The organism is Olivibacter jilunii (assembly GCF_900607235.1).
GTDB lineage: Bacteria > Bacteroidota > Bacteroidia > Sphingobacteriales > Sphingobacteriaceae > Olivibacter > Olivibacter oleidegradans.
The window spans coordinates 854,310-876,316 of record NZ_LR027849.1; the positions used below are offsets into that span (position 1 = coordinate 854,310).

The 22,007-nt window shown below is 39.8% G+C and carries 16 protein-coding genes; 7 read left to right on the top strand and 9 right to left on the bottom strand.

All coding sequences use genetic code 11. The features are described 5' to 3' along the window. Positions 1–64: 64 nt before the first annotated feature. The 3 genes from E0E36_RS09725 (at position 65) to E0E36_RS09735 (ending at position 3,053) form a co-directional block, all read left to right on the top strand. A complete protein-coding gene (locus tag E0E36_RS09725) occupies positions 65–1,438 on the top strand; it encodes a sensor histidine kinase (RefSeq protein WP_130855781.1) in 1,374 nt (457 codons plus the stop codon). Positions 1,439–1,606: 168 nt separating this feature from the next. Continuing rightward, on the top strand, positions 1,607–2,101 hold the full coding sequence (locus E0E36_RS09730; RefSeq protein WP_013667226.1) for a hypothetical protein: 495 nt from the start codon (positions 1,607–1,609) through the stop codon (positions 2,099–2,101). Positions 2,102–2,126: 25 nt separating this feature from the next. After that, positions 2,127–3,053 (top strand): bestrophin family protein, encoded by a 927-nt coding sequence (locus E0E36_RS09735; protein WP_013667225.1) that lies wholly within the window; start codon positions 2,127–2,129, stop codon positions 3,051–3,053. A 78-nt stretch (positions 3,054–3,131) separates the two neighbouring features. On the opposite strand, the gene E0E36_RS09740 is transcribed toward E0E36_RS09735, so the two are convergent. The 3 genes from E0E36_RS09740 to E0E36_RS09750 all read right to left on the bottom strand — a co-directional run bounded on the left by E0E36_RS09740 (position 3,132) and on the right by E0E36_RS09750 (position 5,972). Then, complete coding sequence (locus E0E36_RS09740) at positions 3,132–3,794, bottom strand: carbonic anhydrase (RefSeq protein ID WP_013667224.1); 663 nt, start codon at positions 3,792–3,794, stop codon at positions 3,132–3,134. 1 nt (position 3,795) lies between these two features. Beyond that, positions 3,796–5,424 (bottom strand): SulP family inorganic anion transporter, encoded by a 1,629-nt coding sequence (locus tag E0E36_RS09745; RefSeq protein ID WP_130855782.1) that lies wholly within the window; start codon positions 5,422–5,424, stop codon positions 3,796–3,798. A 209-nt stretch (positions 5,425–5,633) separates the two neighbouring features. After that, the gene (locus E0E36_RS09750; RefSeq protein ID WP_013667222.1) at positions 5,634–5,972 is read right to left on the bottom strand and encodes a hypothetical protein; all 339 of its coding nucleotides are present in this window, start codon (positions 5,970–5,972) and stop codon (positions 5,634–5,636) included. Between the two features lie 407 nt (positions 5,973–6,379). Between E0E36_RS09750 and mgtE the strand changes: the two genes are divergently transcribed. Further along, entirely contained in the window at positions 6,380–7,759 is a 1,380-nt protein-coding gene (mgtE, locus tag E0E36_RS09755) for a magnesium transporter (RefSeq protein WP_013667221.1), read from the top strand. Positions 7,760–7,766: 7 nt separating this feature from the next. Here mgtE and E0E36_RS09760 read toward each other — a convergent pair whose 3' ends face one another. From E0E36_RS09760 to E0E36_RS09775, 4 genes are all read right to left on the bottom strand, one after another. After that, positions 7,767–10,859, bottom strand: coding sequence for an efflux RND transporter permease subunit (locus E0E36_RS09760; protein WP_130855783.1), 3,093 nt, complete (start codon positions 10,857–10,859; stop codon positions 7,767–7,769). Between the two features lie 53 nt (positions 10,860–10,912). Continuing rightward, on the bottom strand, positions 10,913–12,022 hold the full coding sequence (locus E0E36_RS09765; protein WP_130855784.1) for an efflux RND transporter periplasmic adaptor subunit: 1,110 nt from the start codon (positions 12,020–12,022) through the stop codon (positions 10,913–10,915). Positions 12,023–12,164: 142 nt separating this feature from the next. After that, on the bottom strand, positions 12,165–13,460 hold the full coding sequence (locus E0E36_RS09770) for a TolC family protein (protein WP_165446954.1): 1,296 nt from the start codon (positions 13,458–13,460) through the stop codon (positions 12,165–12,167). 73 nt (positions 13,461–13,533) lie between these two features. Further along, entirely contained in the window at positions 13,534–14,559 is a 1,026-nt protein-coding gene (locus E0E36_RS09775; protein ID WP_130855786.1) for a LacI family DNA-binding transcriptional regulator, read from the bottom strand. A gap of 257 nt (positions 14,560–14,816) precedes the next feature. Here E0E36_RS09775 and E0E36_RS09780 point away from each other — a divergent pair, with 257 nt between their 5' ends. From E0E36_RS09780 to E0E36_RS09790, 3 genes are all read left to right on the top strand, one after another. After that, positions 14,817–16,298 (top strand): xylulokinase, encoded by a 1,482-nt coding sequence (locus E0E36_RS09780; RefSeq protein WP_130855787.1) that lies wholly within the window; start codon positions 14,817–14,819, stop codon positions 16,296–16,298. A 32-nt stretch (positions 16,299–16,330) separates the two neighbouring features. Then, positions 16,331–17,659 (top strand): xylose isomerase, encoded by a 1,329-nt coding sequence (xylA, locus tag E0E36_RS09785; RefSeq protein WP_130855788.1) that lies wholly within the window; start codon positions 16,331–16,333, stop codon positions 17,657–17,659. Positions 17,660–17,851: 192 nt separating this feature from the next. Further along, on the top strand, positions 17,852–18,907 hold the full coding sequence (locus E0E36_RS09790; protein WP_130855789.1) for a sugar phosphate isomerase/epimerase family protein: 1,056 nt from the start codon (positions 17,852–17,854) through the stop codon (positions 18,905–18,907). Positions 18,908–18,963: 56 nt separating this feature from the next. Here E0E36_RS09790 and E0E36_RS09795 read toward each other — a convergent pair whose 3' ends face one another. Both E0E36_RS09795 and E0E36_RS09800 read right to left on the bottom strand, forming a co-directional pair. Further along, positions 18,964–20,838, bottom strand: a complete 1,875-nt coding sequence (locus tag E0E36_RS09795; protein ID WP_130855790.1) for a TonB-dependent receptor plug domain-containing protein — start codon at positions 20,836–20,838, stop codon at positions 18,964–18,966. A gap of 122 nt (positions 20,839–20,960) precedes the next feature. After that, complete coding sequence (locus E0E36_RS09800) at positions 20,961–21,917, bottom strand: zinc dependent phospholipase C family protein (protein WP_242627171.1); 957 nt, start codon at positions 21,915–21,917, stop codon at positions 20,961–20,963. Between the last annotated feature and the right edge of the window lie 90 nt (positions 21,918–22,007).

The window sequence follows — 22,007 nt, forward strand, 5'->3', positions numbered from 1 at the left end:
TATTGAGACTGTCGAAACAAGTGCGGTATAAGCTTCTCTGATGATAAAGAATATGTTGACTTAGATGAAAATCCAAAGTAAGTTTGTCCTTCTTTTCTTCTGTGTTGCGCTCGGATTAATTTCCATTTTAATGGGAGCTATCTTCTTTTTTACGCAGCAGTATGCTTTTGAAGATTTCTATAAGCGCTTGGAGGCAAGGGTGAATATCGGTGCTGAGGTATATATGCAGGAAGACGAACTGACCATCTACTATTACCGACGGATACGAAATCGTTATCTCGAAAGATTACCGGCAGAAAGCGATTTCTTCTTTCGTGTTGAACATGGAAAGGTAATTCCAAAAAAGGGAGCGCCGCAACTGCCGAAGAGCTTTTTTACGGAAATACTAAAAAAAGGCCGTAGTCGATATAATAACCGGAACGATTTTTTTGCCGGTCGATTTTTTAAGTCGGAGAAAGGCGATTTCATTGTAGTGGTTTACGCCAAAGACCCTTCCGGTTTCCGTGAACTGGCCATGCTTCAAAAAATATTGATCATCGGTTTTTTTATATCTATTCTGGTTGTTTATTTCATCGGCAAGGTTTTTTCTCAACAAATTTTCAAACCTTTTTCGCAAATTATTAAAAAAGTGCAGGAAATAACGGCTGATAACCTACATCTACGCTTGCCTGGACGTAAAGGAACGGATGAGCTGGCTGAAATTACCACAACATTTAATGATATGCTGGATCGATTGGAAACTGCATTTGATACACAGAGTAATTTCATCAGTAATGCTTCTCACGAGCTACGAACTCCCATTAGCATTATATCCGGGGAAGCAGAATTGGCTATGGGTAGCGGTGAATTGCCAGAATCACATAAACAATCCTTGTCGGTCATTATTAGCGAAGCTGATAAATTACAGGAGATTATCAGTGGCTTACTTTACCTTGCCAAAACGTCTGCAGATAAAAGTAAGCAACCAAAAGAGCGGGTGCGCATGGATCAGCTTTTAATGAATATTAAAAAGATCACCGATCAGGTGAATCCCGGTTGTGAATTGAGGTTAACCTTTGAAGACTTGCCGGAGGAGGAAGATGAACTTACGGTGATGGGATATGAACATTTGTTACAGCTGGCTTTATCTAATATTGTGACAAATGCCTGCAAATACTCCGACAACAAGCCAGTACGAATTCATTTAAAAACTTCTAATAAACATATTCTCATTAATGTTTTAGACGAAGGGATAGGTATCCCCGAACAAGAAAAGAAATACATCTTCGAACCATTTTTCAGGGCATCCAATACTCATTTTTATGAAGGACATGGTGTAGGGTTACCTTTAGCCTTAAAAATAATTCGCTTACACAGAGGCACAATCGATATTAGAACCCAAGTAAATTCCGGAACAGATATCACTGTTTTACTGCCAAGCGTTGCCAATCATAAATAAGGTCATAGCTTGATTTTGCCTAAAACTCTAATCCTATTTTAATTTTATCCTTAATCTTCTTTAATGAGTTTCTTATTTCTTTGTAAAGTTAGGTAAAATGAGCAATTGTTTGTGGGAGCTTTAGCAATGTTCTTTTTTATTGATTTTTAAGCTAAAAGGAGACATTTTATGAAGAAAATTCTTATTCCGACTGATTTTTCAGGCCAATCATTGGATATTCTGACCGATTATCTTTTGTCTTGCAATGAAAAAGAGGTATCTGTTTTATTCTTTAGCGTAGTGAAACTTTCTGATTCTATAACTGATTTGTTGCTTTTGTCGAAAAGGACTAAAGAAATAGAATTGATCCCAAGATCGTTCGAAAATTATTGTAGATGTATACAGGATGAGTTCGAAAGGATTAAAGATGTAAGATTTGAATACTTTTACGGGAATACAATTGCACTTTTTAGAAACTTTTTGGATGCAAACCGTATCGATGAAATTGTTTACGATCCTTCTATTGAATTACAGATGATTACCAAGGAGAGTTCCGATCCCATTGATCTAATTGAAAGGTGTAAATGGAATAAATGGGTTCCATCAAGAAAGCAGATGGGCAGTAAATTAACCGAGGAGGAGAAAGCAATTTATGCTCGGGAATTAGAAAGAGCGCTCCTATAAATCAAAAAACTTAAAGAATTTACTTATGCTACTGAAAAACAATATACCCATAGGATACGTGCTTGGTAAAGTAAAATACGACAGCGCGCTGGTTGCCATATATGCCATTGTTGTGACGGTTTCACACCAACTGAACATATTTAATTTTGACATTCCAATAGGAGGAGTGCCTGCGATTCTTGGAACGGTTATTTCCTTATTACTGGCTTTTCGTTCAAATCAAGCTTATGATCGTTGGTGGGAGGCCCGCATTGTTTGGGGAGCTATCGTAAATGATTCAAGAAGTTTCGCAAGGCAGGTTATTACATTTATTGGAAATCTTTACGATTCAGGAAGCACCGGCGAATTGAAAGAAAGACTGATTAAACGTCAAATCGCATGGAATTATGCGTTAACGAAGTCGTTGCGGAAACAAGATCCGTATAAAGATATCAAAAGGTTATTATCCGAATCTGATTTTGAGTTTGTCAAGGCTTATGACAATGTACCTAATGCTTTACTTAAGTTGCAAGGCATGGACATTAATAGGGCGACAAATGAGGGGCTTTTAAACCAATTTCAACAGATTGAATTAGAGAGAACCTTAATGAAGCTGACCGATTCGATGGGGAAATGCGAACGCATAAAAAGTACGGTATTTCCTGAAACGTATACACTATATATACGTTTGGCAATTTATCTATTCATTACGGTGCTGCCATTCAGCCTTTTCGGTTTGTTCGGATATATATCTATTCCTTTGGTTATCGCCATCGGTACGTTGTTCCTTTTAATAGAAAAGATGGCTGTACATTTGCAAGATCCATTTGAGAATAAGCCGACGGATACGCCTATGTCTACCATTTCCGCAAAAATCGAGCGGGATTTAATGCAAATGTGGCTTGATGATCGAATGGAAGATCAGCGAGATGAAGCGAAAAATGCAGATCGAAAAATGTTCTATATACTTTAATTAACCTAACTTTTATCCGTTAAAAAAGCCGGTAGAGATTATCTCTACCGGCTTTTTAACTATAATCGCCATAGCCTATTATTTATAAGCGAAGACATCATCCAATTGGGTGCTTTCTGTAAAAGTTAAGTCAAGGTCAATCAACCTGCCTGTTTCCAGTTCAATAACCATACCGTGAACAGCTAAATCGTCCCTTTCCTTCCAGGCGTTTTGGATGATGGTTGAGGTGCAGAGATTAAATACCTGTTCTGCAACATTCAGTTCAACCAAGCGATTCACCTTAGCAGTAGAGTCGGTAATAGCATCGATTTCGCCTTTATGTAAGCGATAAACGTCTTTAATATGGCAAAGCCAGTTGTCAATTAAGCCAAACTGCTTTTGACTAAGAGCAGCAGCCACGCCGCCGCAACCATAGTGCCCTGCAACGATAACATGTTTAACCTTTAATACATTTACTGCATAGTCCAATACACTCAACATATTCATATCCGAATGAATACACATATTTGCAATATTTCTATGCACAAAAACGTCTCCCGGTCTTGTATGCGTGATTTGATTTGCCGGTACACGACTATCTGCGCAGCCGATCCAAAGAATCTCAGGACGTTGTCCCTTGGCTAATTCTTTAAATAAGCCCGTTGTATCGCTTGCTACTTCATTAACCCATGCGTCATTTCCTGCCTTAATTCTATTAAATGTTTCTTCTAAAATGGGATTCTTAAAAGCTTTGTTCGACATATTAAATTTGTTTTATTGGTTTAATCTTTTTTTTTCTTGTTCTTGGTTGTATTTTCTTAAATAAATGATGGATATTCGGCGCTTCTCGTTTATCATACACATCGATCAATTCGACGCGTTTTCCCGAACTGAGCGCATTTTGTTCAAAGTCTTTGATTACTTGAACAACATCTTTGTCTATGAAACGGCTACCGGTTCCGTCCACGATAATATGCGTTACATCTTTCGGCAAATTATATAATGATTGTTGAATAGCTGCCTTATTTAGAAAGGACACTTCTTCAGATAAGTATACTTTTATTTTTTTATTTCCATTGCTTTCCTCCAGGTCATATCCAAAAGGATTGCGCATATTGTTACGTAAGATATAGAATATAGCCACTACCATGCCAATACCGACCCCTTTTAATAAATCAGTAAAAACAATTGCTAATATCGTAACAACGAACGGAATAAATTGATCGAGCCCTCTTCGGTACATGCGGGTAAATAGGGGGATTTTGGCTAATTTGTATCCGGTAACCAATAGTATGGCCGCTAAGCAGGCGAGCGGTATCATATTAATAATGGCAGGAATAATTAATAGTGCCAATAGCAACCAGAAGCCATGAAACATCGCGCTTTGCCTGGTCTTTCCGCCGGCATTAACATTTGCGGAAGACCTCACAATTACGGAAGTCATTGGAAGGCCACCTAACATACCGGTTGTCATATTTCCAATTCCTTGCGCAACCAACTCCCGATTAGTAGGAGATACACGCTTATAGGGATCTAGTTTATCAACCGCTTCAATGCAGAGAAGTGTTTCCAAACTCGCAACAATAGCAATTGTAAATGCAACTATCCAAACATCATAGTTTACGATCGCAGTGAAATCAGGGAACTGAAATAAGCCTAAAAATTCATTAAAAGAGTTAACAACCGGTATCTCAACTAAATGTTTTGGGTCAATTTCGAGCTTGCTGCCCTTAAAGGCGATATTAAGCAATACGGCGAAAACAACGACCATAAGAGGCGCCGGCACTATACTCAGCTTTTTAAGTTTTGGCCAGTAGATTAATACTAGGAGGGATAAAGCCGTTATAATAGTAGCACCTAAATGGATCGCTCCGAAAGCGGCTTTAATAGCTAATAACGTGTTGTCTCCGTCTAATTGCTTGAAGCTTTCATCTCCAAAAAAATCAGCGTCATATCCCAATGCATGGGGTAACTGTTTAAGGATAATGGTTATACCGATGGCAGCTAACATACCTTCGATAACTGCTGAAGGGAAATAGTTGCCGATGGTTCCTGCTTTAATCATACCAAGAACTAGTTGTATCATGCCCGCCAAGACTACAGCTAATAAAAAAACATGATACGAACCTAACGACTGAATAGCACCGAAAACAATAACCGTTAAGCCGGCGGCAGGGCCACTTACACTTAATTGCGAACCACTAATAGAGGCTACTACGAGTCCTCCGACAATTCCTGTCAATAGACCTGCAAATAAAGGTGCTCCCGATGCCATTGCTATCCCCAAACAAAGGGGTAAGGCAACTAGGAAGACGACCACACTTGCGGGTAAGTCGTACTTTAAGTCTCTTTTGGCAACTTTAAAAAATGCTGAAAAACGTGTGCCTAGCATAAAATTTTAATGTGTTAGATAAATGATAATTATTTGTTGTTTTAAGCAAGTATATGTTATCCCTACAATACAGCACCGAATCTTTATTATTGGTTATACGATTATAAAGAGCTGATTGTGGGAGTATATCAGTCCTTTACTAGCTCGCATAACCAATAAGGTATGTGGGTGCTATAGCTTTAGGAAAAATTAATTTGGGAATTACTTGTTTAACAATTTGGAGGCGGCGTTGGGACAGAAGGGTAGAATGACTTTACGCTGATGTCATCATCTGTAACATATTGCTTGATAGCTAAATAACGTAAAGGAGTCATGAAAATGTCCCAATTAATTACCGTTGCGAATTCTTTGCTGAAATTTTCAATATTGGTGTCGCCACAATTAGATTTACCGGAGTGGTTTTCAATCTCTAATTGCAAGATAACTGCCATTACATGTTTGCTATCGTATAAAGAAGCATATATAGGTGCGATTGAAATAGCCATCTTCAAAAAGAAGATAGAAAGAAAAAGAGCGCTATATACTTTTCTGATCCTTTTCGTTCTCATGCTATTTTAAGTTGGTAATTTCATATTATACCTGTCGCTAAAATAAACAAAAAACATTTATATATGATTTTAATGAATAAAAAAATTACGAAAGTCAGACAAAGTTAGGGAGTTTAAAAACTAAACCAGACAGGCTTTGTTTTTCAGTCGTGATCTTCATATGATCGATATTAATAAGACACGAGAATCATCGGCCAAAGCAAAATAGCTGGATGATAAAGGCTTTTGAACGCAAGCTCCTATGTCAGTACTTAAAGCGAGGGCAATGAAAATGAGCTTTATGAAGCATTAAGGGTAAATTTATTTTTAGGTGAAATGTATAAATTACCTTGAGATTATTCAATAAAAAAGGCGACTTTTGCAGCAAATAGAATTTTTATGTAAAAACTTTACTTGAGGGCTTTTGTATGGAGAATAACCTGGACACTCTGGTAGAACAAATAGAATTATTGATTGCCGAAGGTGATAAGGAACAGCTACAAGAATATCTGGATAGCCTAAATATATCCGAGGTAGAAGATCTCATCGACGAACTGCCCGAATATGGTTCTACATTTATTGAGACGCTCAGTATCAATAGAGCGGTTAATGTCTTTAGGATTTTAGATTTCCCTACGCAAGAGCGAATTATAAAGAAACTATCCGGTGCAAAAATAACTGAACTGATCAACGAGTTGCCCCCGGATGATCGAACAGCTTTCTTTAGCGAACTTCACGGCGACGCCGTGAAGAAGATGATTATATTAATGCCGCCTGAGGATAGAAAGGAGGCTCTGACATTATTGGGTTATCCCGAGGATAGTGTAGGTCGATTGATGACACCGGACTACGTAACGGTGAAACAAGACTTTACCGTGGCGCAAGCACTGGAACACATACGTAAATATGGGAAAGACTCCGAAACCATTGACGTCATTTACGTGATAGACGATAAAGGCGTGTTACTTGACGATATCCGAATCCGCGAAATACTTTTGTCCGCTCCCGATGTAAAGGTTGCCGATCTAATGGATAATCGATTAATCGCCCTTAATGCTTTCGATCCACAAGAAGAAGCTATCAATATATTTAGGATGAACAACCGGGTGGCTCTACCCGTAACTGATAAGCAGGGAATTATGTTGGGGATCGTGACGGTGGACGATGTGTTGTGGATAGCTAATGAAGAGTATACTGAGGACATACAACGGATGGGGGGGTCCGAAGCGCTGGACGAGCCTTATTTGGACGTATCAATTTGGCATCTGGTAAAAAAACGGGCTCCATGGTTAATGGTGTTGTTTATCGGTCAGCTATTTACAGCTACCGTTATTGAAAAATATGAGGTACAATTGGCGACAGCCGTTGTATTGATGACCTTTGTTCCTTTGATTACTTCAAGTGGAGGGAATACCGGTTCGCAAGCTTCTGCTCTTATTATCCAGGCGATGGCTATGGGAGAGGTTAATCTATCTGATTGGTTTAGAGTCTTTAAAAGGGAATTGATATCCGGTGTCATATTAGGCGTTATCTTAGGTGTGCTTGGCTTATTGCGGATATTCGGTTATCATCTTTTCGGCGAATATGGGCAAGACTGGTTTTTAATCAGTATGGTCGTAGGCCTATCCCTGGTAGGAGTGATATTATGGGGTTCTTTGGTTGGCTCCATGCTTCCCTTTATTTTAAGAAAATTGGGAGCCGATCCCGCCACGTCATCGGCTCCTTTTGTTGCTACTTTAGTGGATGTTACGGGGTTGGTCATCTATTTCACCGTGGCGACATCGATTCTAAAGGGTACGCTGCTTTAATCGATTATTACTTTTTCTTTTTATAGGCCAGGTAAAATACCTGTGGTAAAACAACAAGGCTCAGTATCATGCAGATTAAGAGCCCCCCAACGATCATGATGGCTAAGGGTTTCTGTATTTCAGAACCCATTCCCTGAGAAAGGGCAGCTGGTAATAAACCTAATGATCCCATAATAGCAATCATAAACACCGGTCTAATTCGGTCATATACTCCTTCCGAAATAGCATTTGATAGATCTTTGCCTTTGATTAAATTGCTTTTCATAACTGAAATAAGAATAATTCCATCAATTGTTCCTACACCGAACAAAATAATGAAACCAATACCGGCAGAAATACCAAAAATGGTTCCTGTTAACCATAAAGATATGAAGCCACCAATAAAGGCAAAAGGAATGGTTATTAACGAAATGAGTGTATCCTTTAAGTTGCCAAAGTTTAAGTACAAAAGAAAGGCTATTAGCAGCAGAGACACAGGCACTATAACGGCCAGTCTACTTAAAGCGCGTTGTTGGTTTTCAAAATCACCCGCCCACTCTAATCTGTAGGATGAGGGGAGAGACACTTGTTTCGTTACCTTATCCTGTGCTTCTTTAATTGCGCTGCCCAGGTCACGTCCCCTGACTGAAAAGCCGACGGCAATATAGCGCGAGTTCCCTTGCCGATAAATAAAGGCAGGGCCTGAATGATACCCGATGTCAGCAATTTCGTAGAGCGGAATTTTAGCATTGTCGATTGAGGGAACTAAAATATTTTTAATCTGTTCTTCTGTATCCCGAAAGGGCTTATCATAGCGTACGCGAATATCAAACATCTTTTCTCCGTCATAAAAGGTAGACGCCGCCTTTCCTCCAATAGCCATTTCAACAACGGCTTGTGCGTCACGCATGGAAACACCGTATCGTGCCATTCTGGCCTCACTCAAGCGTATTCTTAATTCCGGTAAGCCAATATTTCTAAAAACTAATAGATCTTCAATCCCCTTTACCTGATTCAGGCTTTTGGCGATACTATCCGCAATTTGTTCTAATTTGTATAGATCATCACCGTATACTTTTGCCACTAAAGAACTCTTAACACCGGCAACATACTCCTCCACATTATCCATAATGGGTTGGCTAAAGCCGAAATTAATCCCCGGATAAACATTAAGCGTTGCTTCCATCTCTTCCAGGAGGTCTTCTTTCGTTATGTTTTTTCGCCATTCGTTGTCGTCCTTTAGCTGCACGTGAAATTCTATATTGAAGAAACCCGTTGGGTCCGTTCCATCGTTAGGTCGTCCTGTTTGTGTCAGTATAAACTTCACTTCCTGAAATCTTCTCAATTTTTCTTTCATTTCTTTGGTTAAACGTACCGATTCGTCGAGATTTACGCTATTTGGTAGGGTTGCTCGTATATAGATGGCACCCTCATTCAATTCAGGTATGAATTCTGTACCAATTTTGGTAAAGCCGATGCTGCAAATTGTTAAAAGCAAAGCAAATAAGAACAAGGTTGTTTTGATATGCCTGTGGGCAAATTGATAGCAATTGAAAATGAGCCGACGAAAGAACTCGGCAACGGGATTGTGCCGATCCACCACATGGGTATTCAATAAGAGCTTGCACATGGCCGGAACGTAGGTGAGCGATAATAAAAGCGATCCTAAAAGTGCATAACCCAAAGTGAAAGCTAAGGGTGCAAACATCTTGCCTTCAACTTTCTGGAAAGTGAAAATCGGCATCAGTGCGATGATCAATATAATTTGGGCAAAAAGGATAGATTTTGCGACGCCCTTTGCGTTTTTTCTTATAATGCCTCCTTTAGCAATTTTGTTGAAGCGTTCCATTCCCAATAGCTTCGCCTTTTTGTCGAGACTTACATATACGTGCTCTACAATAACCATCGTACCTTCCAAAAGTAATCCGAAATCAATAGCACCAATTGAAATTAAATTGGCGGGTAAACCCTGGATCCTCAGCATCAAAATTGCGAACAGAAACGCCAGTGGGATGACGGAAGCAACGATTACGGTTGTACGCCAGTTAAATAGAAATAAGAATATGACAACGGATACCAGTACAATACCTTCAATCAAGTTATGCGTTACAGTATCTACCGTTTTCTCCACAAGATGCGTGCGATCGTGAAAAGCTTCAATTTTAACACCTTTCGGCAGTATACGATCGTTTAAATCCTGTATACGTTCTTTCAATCGTTCAATAACTTCACTTGGGTTTTCGCCCCGTAACATCACGACGATGCCTTCGATCAGGTCGTCTTGTTCATTTAATCCGGCCTGACCTAATCTTGGTTTGCTGCTAATCTGGACGTCGGCCACATTTTTTACCAGTACGGGGACCCCGTTTACATTTTTTATCAATATACTGGCGATATCACTTACCTTGTCAAGTAAACCAACGCCCCGAACCACATAGGCTTGATCGCCCCTTTGAATGACATCGCCTCCCACATTAATATTGCTCTTTTCTACCGCATCATATACATCAAGAGCCGTCAAATTATAGTTTGCTAACTCAGCGGGATTAACTCTTATTTCAAATATCTTTTCCTCACCACCGAAACTAACAATGTCTGCCACGCCATCTACGGATAAAAGTTCTCTTTCAATAACCCAGTTTTGCAATGCAGATAACTCTCTAATCGGAATCTTTTTTTCACTTTTAATTACATACCTAAAAATCTCGCCGGTTGCCCCATAGGGCGGCTCTATTTCTGCTTCAGCCCCTTCGGGTAGATCAACAGCACGCAACCGGTTGGCTGTATACTGTTGGGCGTAAAAGTCTTCTATATGATCTTTGAAATTGACAGTGATCACAGATAGGCCAAAAAGTGATATGGAGCGGACTTCTGTTTTACCGGGAATGGTGTTCATTTCCTTGCTTATCGGCAAAGTAATGAACTTTTCTATTTCTTCGGCGCTTCTCCCGGGCCATTGCGTGATGATCCGTGCACGTGTATTGGTAACATCAGGAAAGGCCTCTATAGGAGTATGTTTATACGCATAGACGCCGGCGGCTATCAAGAGGGCCACAAAAAAGAAAACAATCAGTTGATTCTTCAGTGAAAAACCAACAATCTTCTCTACAAGTTTAATCATTTGAAATAAAGTATGAGTAGGGGATAGCGCTTAAAATAACTTAGAACAAATTGTTATCTTCCGATCAATCGGTTATAGATTAATAAACTGTTTTTACCAATAATACGATCACCGTCATGAAGGTGGTCATCAGACACATAATAATAATGATTGTCTTCATAGCTAGGTGTAAAATCCACCACCTCTAAATCACAATCGTTATTGTATTTAATAAGATGATACGCTTCATTATCAAAAATAACGGCGTTATGTGGAATGGCCATGCTGTGAACTTGATGATCTAAGTAAACATCAATGGTAGCCATCATTTCCGGTCTTAATAGTAAGTCTTGATTGTCTAGCTCAATAATGGCTTTCAGAACACGTTCGTTTGGGTCCACTACATTGGAAATACGATTAATAACCCCATTAAAATGCTTGTTTGGATAGGCTGTTGTTTCTATATTGACAGATTGTCCCCTTCGTACACTACTAATATTGCCGGTATACACGTTAGCTTTTACCCAAACCCTACTCAAATCGCCAATTACAAACAGCGGTTCTCCTCCCGCTTCTATCTGCTGACCATTTACAATATTTTTCTCCACGATGTACCCATCATTCTTTGAGCGGATAACCAGTACTCCTTTTTCAATATTGCCACCAAAGATATCTAAGCTTGCTTTGGTCTTTTTAATTTCGAATTGTGCATTACTTACATCAGCCTGTGCCTCTAAAATTTCTTTATCCGAAGCTACGCCATCGGCATATAAATTTTGGGTTGCGCTTAATTGTCTTTGTGCAATTTTTAATTTTAGTTCGGCTTCATTCAAACCGGCAACCATATCATTCAGGTCTGTGCTGCTTATTTCAAGTAATATCTGACCTTTCTTCACATAGTCGCCAAGGCTGAATCCCACATGTTGCACCACACCGCTTAATAGCGGTACAAATTTGTAAACTTTATCTTCGTCATAGCTAACACTTCCGGTAAGTTTGAGAATTTCCTTGTTTTCAACGCTTGTTCGGATCGTCTCGGTTGATATTATTTTTTTAAGATCATCGTTCAAACAGGTTTTTTTTATGTTTTCTTCTTCTTGACCTCCATTGCTTTCTTTACTTGAATTACAAGAGCTTACACCTAAGGCTATAATGAACGAAATAAATATTATACTTTTTCTCATTAGAATGAATTTGTTTATGTATCACCTGTTTAAGGTACTTATCTATAAATGCTATTTTCAGCGCCGAAGCGCTTTGAATAAACTTGGTTAATATGTTAGTTGAAGCTTACTTTCTCATACCTATTCAATTTTTCCTATCCAGCTACAGATCCTTGCCAATTATATAGGTCAGTTCGCAAGCCTGTAATTGAATATCCCTTTTCGTTTTGTAGTACAATTGTTTATTGCTTTTAAATGAATCGAAGAGATCAAGAAATTCAAGCAGGCTCAGGTTGCGGCTGAGTAGATTATTGGCGATAGATGATTGCATTTTTTCTAACTGAACAAGGTAATTGGCATCGAAACTTCTATAAAGCTGAATCCGCTGGCGGATGTTTTTGTAGGTCTCGTCCAGCTGATTGCGAATGGCGTTTCTCTTTTCCTCCGTCAACTGCTCCTGCTTTTTCATCTCAATTGTGGCATACTTAATATTGCCTTTGTTTCTATCAAACAAGGGTAAATCGAACGAAATACCGGCACCGAAAAAATTGAACATCGTAGAACCATTGCGATCATAGTTTAAATTAACAGTCAGGTCTGGAATCCTTTTTGCTTTTTCAACAGCCAATGTAGATGATGAAACTTCTTTTAGACTATTGGCAATCTTAAGTTGACTGTTATGATGATCAGCCATTTCAAGCAATGCCGTATAGGGCATATCGGACCATTTATTAATCGTCTTTTCGTTAAGTTTATTGTCATTTAGTACAATGAAGGTAGAACCACTAATGGCCATAAGCGTTTTTAGATTTGATTGCAACTTATTGCGTTCTTCGCTAGTTTCATTAAGTTCACTGAGCAGCTCAATTCCAAGCGCCTTGAGGCGTAGATAGCTGGCTTGCGATATATTTCCTTCCTGCAGTTGCACCTCCTGTGCCTTTACTAGCTTGTTAACGAGCTGTGCTTGTCGTTCCAGATCCGAAAAAGTTTCCTGATTAAATAATAAATTAGCCAGAAGCGCCCTAAACTCTACTTTTAATGATTGTAAAAAATCGATGAACGTATTTTCCGCTAATTGTTTATTGCTGACTTCAAGGCTTATGTTTTTCTTTCTTTTCCTAGCCGTTAAGATCAATTGTTCGAGTTGTACGGTAAATTGTTGATTGCGCGCAAAGCTTCCGAATAGAGGCGGAATGGATTCGGATGTAGAATTGCGATTCAAGTTGATTTCATCAATACTCAAGTTTGGGTTTGGCCAAACTTTCGCTTGCAGTATCAAAGCATTTGCCTGATCGATATTTAATCGTTCGGCTATCAATGATAAGTTATTGCGAAGAAATAGCTGTTCCGCTTCTTCGGGATATATGCGGAGCGTATCCGGTTTTATCTGTCCGTAAGAGACGCTACAAATGGAAGAAAGAAAAAATATAACCAATAGAATAGGTGTCTTTGCCGTCATTATCATTCATTATAATGCAGCAAAGATGAGGCACGCCTTATTAGGAATACTTTATAAGTATATTAGAGTTAGATTAAAGTTGTGGGCCTTTTGAACTTTCCCTTACGATTAGTAAGGGGTCAAGCTTGATTCTTTGCGGGGCCATTTTATAAAAACTTCCCTCTTTTAACATCGTCAAAAATAACTGTGCTGTCTCTTGTCCCATCAAATGCGTTTGTTGATCAATGGTTGAAAGAGATGGCGTAACCAGACTGCCGAAAGCTTCGTTGGCAAAGCCTATTACACCTACTTCTTCCGGTATTCTGATCTGTTGTGATTTTAACTGCTGTATAACTCCCATAGCAGTAAAGTCTTCTAGTGTAAAAATAGCATCAAAGTCGATGCCTCTGCTTGTCAACTCCTTTACACAGTCTTTACCGAAATTAAGCGATAAGTTGCCCTTAAGAATTAAATCCTCGTTAACGGGAATATTATAGGCTTTCAAAGCATCTAAATAACCTTTTAGACGTTCCTTAAAAATGGATAGATCCCTTGTTTCTGTAATGTGGATGATCTTTTTATACCCAGATTGGATGAGGTGTTCTGTTGCCATATAGCCACCTTTGTAATCGTCTATAGTAACGGACGGTGCATTCAATTGATATAACGCACGATCGAAAAACGTAAGCGGAATATTTTTCGAGATAATTTCCTCAAAGATGGTACTATCTTCACGGTCGATAGCAAATGAGGTAATGATGCCATCAACACGCGAATTAAGCAGCGTTTCAATACCTTTGTCCTCTTTTTTATAGGATTCCTGCGATTGGTATAAAAGTATCGAATATCCATGTTGGTTCATAATAGATTCAATACCATGTACCACTGAGCTGAAGAAACTAACGTCCAACGAAGGGACGAGGACACCGATGATATTACTTTTGCCCGAACGTAGCGAAGAGGCAATCTTGTTTTTACTATACCCTAGTTTCTCGGCTGTCTTCTTTACAGCTTCTTTTGTTGATTTACTAATAGCAGGATGATCATTTAAGGCCCTTGCAACAGTTGAAAATGTGATGTTCAGTTCTTTGGCAATATCCAGTATAGTGACTTTCTTCATTCGGTAATATAATATTTAAACTTGGGTTGCCGGAACTAGACCACCAAAGCAAAGATCCACGGCTATTATAGAAAATATACGAAATAATTTATCAAACATAGAAAAAATGAAGGTGATATGCAATTTTGCTATATAGCAGCGGGCGATATCATTGTGAAGCCAAAAACAATAAAATAATACGCTGCCTATTGCAATTTTCATTCTTTAGTTCTATTTTTATGCCAACGTTAGCATTAACCTAAGTAAACTGGAGATCTATGTTATTATTAGGAATAGATATTGGAACATCTGCTATTAAGATATCAGTGGTAGACGCTGACAAGCAAAGCTGTGTCGCCTCGTTAAGATATCCCGAAGAAGAGGAGACAGCGATTTTAACTCCCGAGGCAGGCTGGGCGGAGCAATCACCCGATATGTGGTGGGAGCATGTTCAACAAGCGATCCGCTCATTAAACAATCAAAAATGTTATAACCCGCAAGATATTAAGGCTATTGGTATTGCTTATCAAATGCATGGATTGGTCATGGTTGACAAAGCGTTAAATAATCTTCGTAACGCGATTATCTGGTGTGACAGTCGGGCTGTTTCAATAGGAGAGAAGGCTTTTCGTGCATTAGGAGAAGAAGCCGCTCTTGCTAGCTTGCTCAATTCTCCCGGAAATTTCACCGCTGCTAAATTGGGATGGATAAAAGAATATGAACCAGTTCTATATGATAGCGTATATAAAGTAATGCTTCCAGGCGATTATATTGCCATGAAATTAACAGGAACCATTACGACAAGTATTTCAGCTCTTTCTGAAGGGATATTTTGGGATTTTCGGAACAAGCGATTATCCAAAGAACTTATGGACTATTTTGGCTTTAGAGAAGATCTAATACCAACAGTGGCACCCCTTTTCGGGGAACACGGCAGGCTTAGCAAGGAGATAGCCGATAAATTGGGTCTTGCTGCCGGTATTCCTATAAGTTATAAGGCAGGAGACCAGCCTAATAATGCATTATCCTTAAATGTTTTAAATCCGGGAGAGGTGGCCGCAACGGCAGGCACATCCGGCGTTATTTATGGTGTAAGTGACCAACTTGTTTATGATCGCCTCTCGCGTGTGAATACATTTGCTCACGTCAATTACGGGTTAGATGACCCGAAGGTTGGTGTATTGCTTTGTATAAACGGCACGGGGATTTTAAATAGATGGGTTAAAGAACAATTCGGAAAGGGACTTGATTATGAGGATATGAATAGGCTGGCTTCGACAGTTTCCTTAGGAAGCGATGGACTTAAGATACTGCCATTTGGAAATGGTGCCGAACGGATTTTGGAAAACCGTATACTTGGTGCGCACTTAGCCAATCTGGATTTAAATAAGCATCAGCGTGAACATGTATTTAGAGCTAGCCAGGAGGGAATTGCCTTTGCTTTTCGATATGGTCTTGATATTATGAGAGAGAACGGTATGTCTCCCGAGGTGATACGTGCGGGTAAAGCTAATTTATTTTTAAGTGACCTATTCACACAGATTTTTGTGAACGTAACGGATACCCCCGTCGAACTTTACAATAACGATGGCAGTGTTGGAGCTGCGCTTGGAGCAGGTATTGGTGCCGGCGTTTTTAATTCATCGAAAGAGGCTTTTCAAAACGCAAAAGCACTTAGGGTAATTGAACCAAATCCCAACTGGAACTATGAGGAGGAATATGGTCAATGGCTGCATCTATTAGAGAATCAACTGAAATAATGTATTATAATAAACTAATAAATAGATATCATATGTCAATTATTATTGGAGAACGCGAGTATTTTAAAGGAATCGGACAAATAAAGTATGAAGGTCCGGAAAGTGATAACCCATTAGCTTATCGTTGGTACGATCCTAACCGGGTAGTAGGAGGTAAAACCATGAAAGAGCATCTTCGCTTTGCTGTAGCCTATTGGCACTCATTCAACGGAACGGGTTCGGATCCTTTTGGTGGTCAAACGCATGTGTTTCCGTGGGATGAGCACGCAGACGTAATTCAGCGGGCAAAAGACAAAATGGATGCCGCATTTGAGTTCTTTACCAAAATTGACATGCCATACTATTGCTTCCATGATGTAGATGTAGTGGATTATGGAGATAATGTTATGGAAAATGAAGAACGTCTACAAAAATTAGTCGCTTATGCAAAAGAAAAACAACAGGCTAGTGGCGTAAAATTGCTATGGGGGACGGCTAATCTCTTCAGTCATAAACGCTATATGAACGGCGCTGCAACGAATCCTGATTTCCATGTAGTGGCACACGCGGGCGCACAAATCAAAGCGGCGCTCGACGCAACAATCGCTTTAGGTGGTGAAAATTATGTCTTCTGGGGTGGTAGGGAAGGTTATATGACCTTGCTGAACACGGACATGAAGAGGGAACAGGAGCATTTGGCGAAGATGTTACATATAGCAAAAGACTATGCACGTTCGCAAGGTTTCAAGGGCACCTTCTTCATTGAACCCAAACCTTGTGAACCTACAAAACATCAATATGACTACGATGCCGCGACTGTTATAGGTTTTCTACGTCAATATGACTTGTTAAATGATTTTAAGCTAAATCTGGAAGTGAACCACGCTACCTTAGCAGGACATACTTTCCAGCATGAGCTACAAGTAGCTGCGGATGCGGGATTATTAGGTTCCATTGACGCTAACCGTGGCGATTACCAAAATGGATGGGATACGGATCAGTTTCCGAATAATATCAACGAACTGGTGGAATCCCTGTTGATCATTTTAGAGGCGGGTGGTTTTGCTGGAGGCGGTATTAACTTTGACGCTAAAATTAGACGAAACTCAACCGATCCGGCCGATTTATTCTACGCACATATCGGTGGCGCAGATACTTTTGCACGTGCTTTATTAGTGGCAGACAAAATTTTGAAAAACTCTGACTATACTAAAATAAGAAGAGAGCGCTACCTTTCTTTCGATAGCGGTGATGGCAAAGCCTATGAGGAAGGAAAGCTATCGTTAGCGGATCTTCGAAACCTGGCGATTTCGCTTGGTGAACCGAAAGCAATCAGTGGTAAACAAGAATATTTGGAGAATCTGATTAATCGGTATATTTAAAAATGTACTCGGAAACCCTGCCCCATAAGCAGGGTTTTTGGTTTGCTCAAAAAAATGTAATATATTGAACCCTCAGTATTAGAAAAGCCAACAAAAAGTAAAATTTGGAATGAAACCGAGACGTAAATAATATTGACACATAGAGCAATATTATTTACGCGAGCTCTCATCAGCAATTAAAAAAAATAATAGATGAAAACAATTAAAGGACCAGGCATTTTTTTAGCACAATTTATTGGAGAAAATCCACCATTTAATACCCTAGATTCTATTTGTAAGTGGGCTAAAGATTTAGGGTTCAAAGGTATACAAATTCCCACATGGGCGACTTCTTATTTCGACTTGCAAAAAGCCGCTGAAAGCAAGACCTATGCTGATGAAATAAAAGGGCTTGTAAATAGTTACGGTTTAGAGATTACGGAGTTATCAACCCATTTACAAGGACAACTGGTAGCAGTGAATCCCGCATATGATAAATTGTTTGACGGCTTTGCTCCGGAGAAGTATCATAATAACCCGAAAGCTCGTACCGAATGGGCGGTTCAGCAGCTCAAATATGCAGCGAAAGCCTCACAGCATCTTGGCCTTACCGAGCATGCTACTTTTAGCGGTGCCTTGCTGTGGCATACCGTGTATCCTTGGCCGCAACGCCCTGCGGGTCTAGTGGAAGAAGGCTTTAAAGAGTTGGCTAATCGATGGTTACCCATCTTAAATACATTTGACGAAGCTGGTGTTGATTTATGTTACGAAATTCATCCGGGGGAAGACCTACATGATGGTATTAGCTACGAGATGTTTCTAGATAAAGTCGATAACCACAAAAGAGCTTGTCTTTTATATGATCCATCTCACTTTGTACTTCAATGCTTGGATTACCTAGCCTATATAGATCATTACCATGAGCGTATTAGAATGTTTCATGTAAAAGATGCCGAATTTAATCCAACAGGTAAACAAGGTGTTTATGGAGGATATCAGGGTTGGGTTGAACGTGCGGGTCGATTCAGGTCGTTAGGCGATGGTCAGGTAGACTTTAAGTCAGTGTTTAGTAAACTCACCGCGTACGATTTTAGCGGATGGGCTGTTATGGAATGGGAGTGCGCACTAAAACACCCCGAAGATGGTGCTAAAGAAGGGGCTAAGTTTATTAGTGAACATATTATTCGAGTAACGGATAAAACATTCGATGATTTTGCTTCTACCGGGGTGAATGAGAAACTCAATAAAGAGATACTAGGAATCCGCTAGATCAAAGAGTAGGAGGTCGTCTAGAAAGTAGTTTCCGGACGACCTCTTACTTAGATTTAGAAACTGCAATTAAATCCGAGATTAAACCACCGTCCCGGCAGCGGAATAGCTGATGCTTCAATATAGCTCGTATCGAATATATTATTGGCGTCTAAGAACAGTCTGTAATTCTTCCAGTTATAGCTCAGTTTTACATCTGTTAAAAAATAATTTTTATAACTTATCCGCTCAACAAAACGTTCTGATATACTGAATGATATAGGTTCTGATCTAAAGCTTAATTGCAGTGCTGCTTGATGCCTTAAACTCTCAATGGCGTATTTGGACATAACAGGATCCCGGTAAACTGCCTTTACCTTGGGATCTAGGTAATTATAGGCAAGACCGAGATACCAGTTACTATTAGCGAGGGTGCTCAATTGCCAATTGGCATTTACATTAAAACCCTGCACTTGATTTTGCATAAAATTGGAAGCACGCCAACTTTCATCGGTGTTAGCCCTTGTCCAATCAATAAAATCAGTTATTTTCCTGTAAAAATAACTGATGCTTACAAAACTACGCTCATTGTTATATTTTAATCCCCCTTCTGTATACCAAGCATTTTCGGAATTTAAATCAGGATTACCAACGTTGCCTCCACCATTGGTGTAAAGATCGGTGAAAGAAGGAATTCGCTGTCCCGAACCCGCGTTGATATAGAGACGCCAATGAGGAGCTAATTTATAGCCCAAGTCTAAGCCAGGGTATACCTGCCAGCCGAAATGTGTGTTATAATTCAAATAGGCGCCGATATTAGCTGTTAACCGTTCCGAAAATTCAGTTTTATACTCAGCGTACAGGCCATAGTTATTTCGTTGTCGATCACCCATATTCGTACTGATGAGAAATTCATTTCGCAACTCTATACCTAATCCTAATACACCCCTTCCTGTGCCATAGGTAGCATTGAACTCTGTGTTAACTACATGAGAATGGTGTAAATTTCTGAACAAGCTTAAATTATATTGGTTGTAACGATAGTCGTCATAATTATATCGATAACTCAGTCGCGGTGAAAACTTCCATCGATTTAAAGTGCTGCTGGTAAACCCAAGCGAAAAAAGGGCGGTTTGTACAATCTCCTTTGCTTCTTTGTCATTTGGCGGAGCGTAGAAAGCATTGGCTCCAAAATTATTATAGGTATAGCCTCCCATGAGGTTCCACAGTCCCTCATGATGGTTTTTTATCTTTCCTTGATAAAAAATCTTGCTGTTATTGTAGGGCGTATTATAACGATATCCATTTCCGGAATCATGACTTCCATATACGAGATGCGTCGCAGTACTATCTGCGAATCCGGTGCCCAATTGGATAGTGCGTCCGTTATAAAGGCCGCGGCCTTCTTCCTTGCTTTTTAAACTGGAAGCGAGTTGGACAGTTCCCTCGTAGAAATCGTTATCAGGTGTTCGGGTGACGATGTTAATGGCTCCGGTTAAACTATTTATACCATAGACACGAGCCGCTGGCCCACGGATAACTTCCACTCGTTCTATGGCTCCGATAGGAATTGGGATATTCATGGAATGGTGTGCGGTTTGTGGATCATTTACTTTAATACCATTGATCAAAATCATCGTTTGCTCGAAAGTACCCCCATCAATACTGATATCCGCTTGTGCACCCCACGGACCTCGCTGTCGAACATCCACACCGGGTATAAAGCTGAGCAACTCACTAACCGAACGCGCAGGTAAATTCTTTATTTGCTCTTTCGTTAGGATATTGATATTTCTGTTTTGTTCCGAAAAAGGTGTCTGAAGGCGATTTTCATTAATAATCACTTCATTTAGTGAAGTAGTTACGGTATCCGTGTCAATAGATGATAGGGGCGATTGTGCTAATAGGGCCTTTGTAAAGAGGCAAAAGACTATAAACGTAAAAACTCTCATGACAGCTAGGTGTTTTTAAAAGTGCTTCTTCCGGTTTCTCATAGTAGAAACCGGTGCAAATTAAACAGCTATTACGTTAGATTAGGTAGTCCGGTTTTAATATTAGAGGTAGTCCGGATTACTTATTGCCATTCTTCCCTGCCAAAGGCTTTACCATTAGGGGGGATGCTATCTTTTTCGGGATTAACCAGGTGGCGGCTATCAATTTTTAAAAGATTTTCCAGATCGGGCTGCCCGGCATCGATCCATGCCGAATACCAGAAACTGCCGGTAGCTAAGATTGATTTCCTCATCTGTCTTTCTACCATTCCGCCCAATGATCGATGATAAGCTGTTGAGTAAGAACGGGAATAGACCCTTTCCAATGTACGTAGCCGGTTTTCATAGGTGTATTTTTTTTCCTTGGGATGCCGATCGTTAAGCGTAGATTCCAAAGTCAACACGCTGTCGACGAGTAAAAAACTTTGCTGGACGATTCTCCAAGCCTCATCTAGCGGATCTGCAACATACCGGGCACGGCCGACAATAAAATTATATTGATGAGCAAACAATTCAGGAAGACGGCTTTCCCAGAACGCGTGGATCCCGACTTGATTGGTCAATTGACCATTGTAATTGTGCGTCGTATGAAGTGGAACATGTGCGTCGGCAATATAGTGCCCCAAGTCAGCAGAATATCGTAGAATCTTCGAAAGTTCGCCATCGCTAAAGGCTTTTGTTAAAAGACGGTAGGTTCGATCGATCTGCCAAGGCACAATACCATGGCTGTTGAGCGTATCCTCGCCGTACTTTGAGACGGCTTCCGACCAATGCTTCGGTAAACTATCAAATGGATGGCTTCCATAAGCATCGATGTCAATATAGTGTCGGGCCGCCTCGTATTCATTGGCATATCTTCTTTTGTCAGCATCCACCGCGTGTTCACTTAAATACAACAGATGTTTTTTGTAAAAAGGAGCCAATTGGCTTGGTAAAGTGAAAACGGCTAAGCGATTGATCTCTCTGTGGGCATAAAAGCCCCAAGAACTTAAGAAAAATATGGTTGTACAGGCTAATAAAAATGTCAGGATACGATTCATAAGCAAGATTCGTTTCAAACTCTTTTTAAAACTTTTTTGTAATATCCAAATCTTAATTCTATATTTGCAGTCCGAAAAAAAACATTAAGG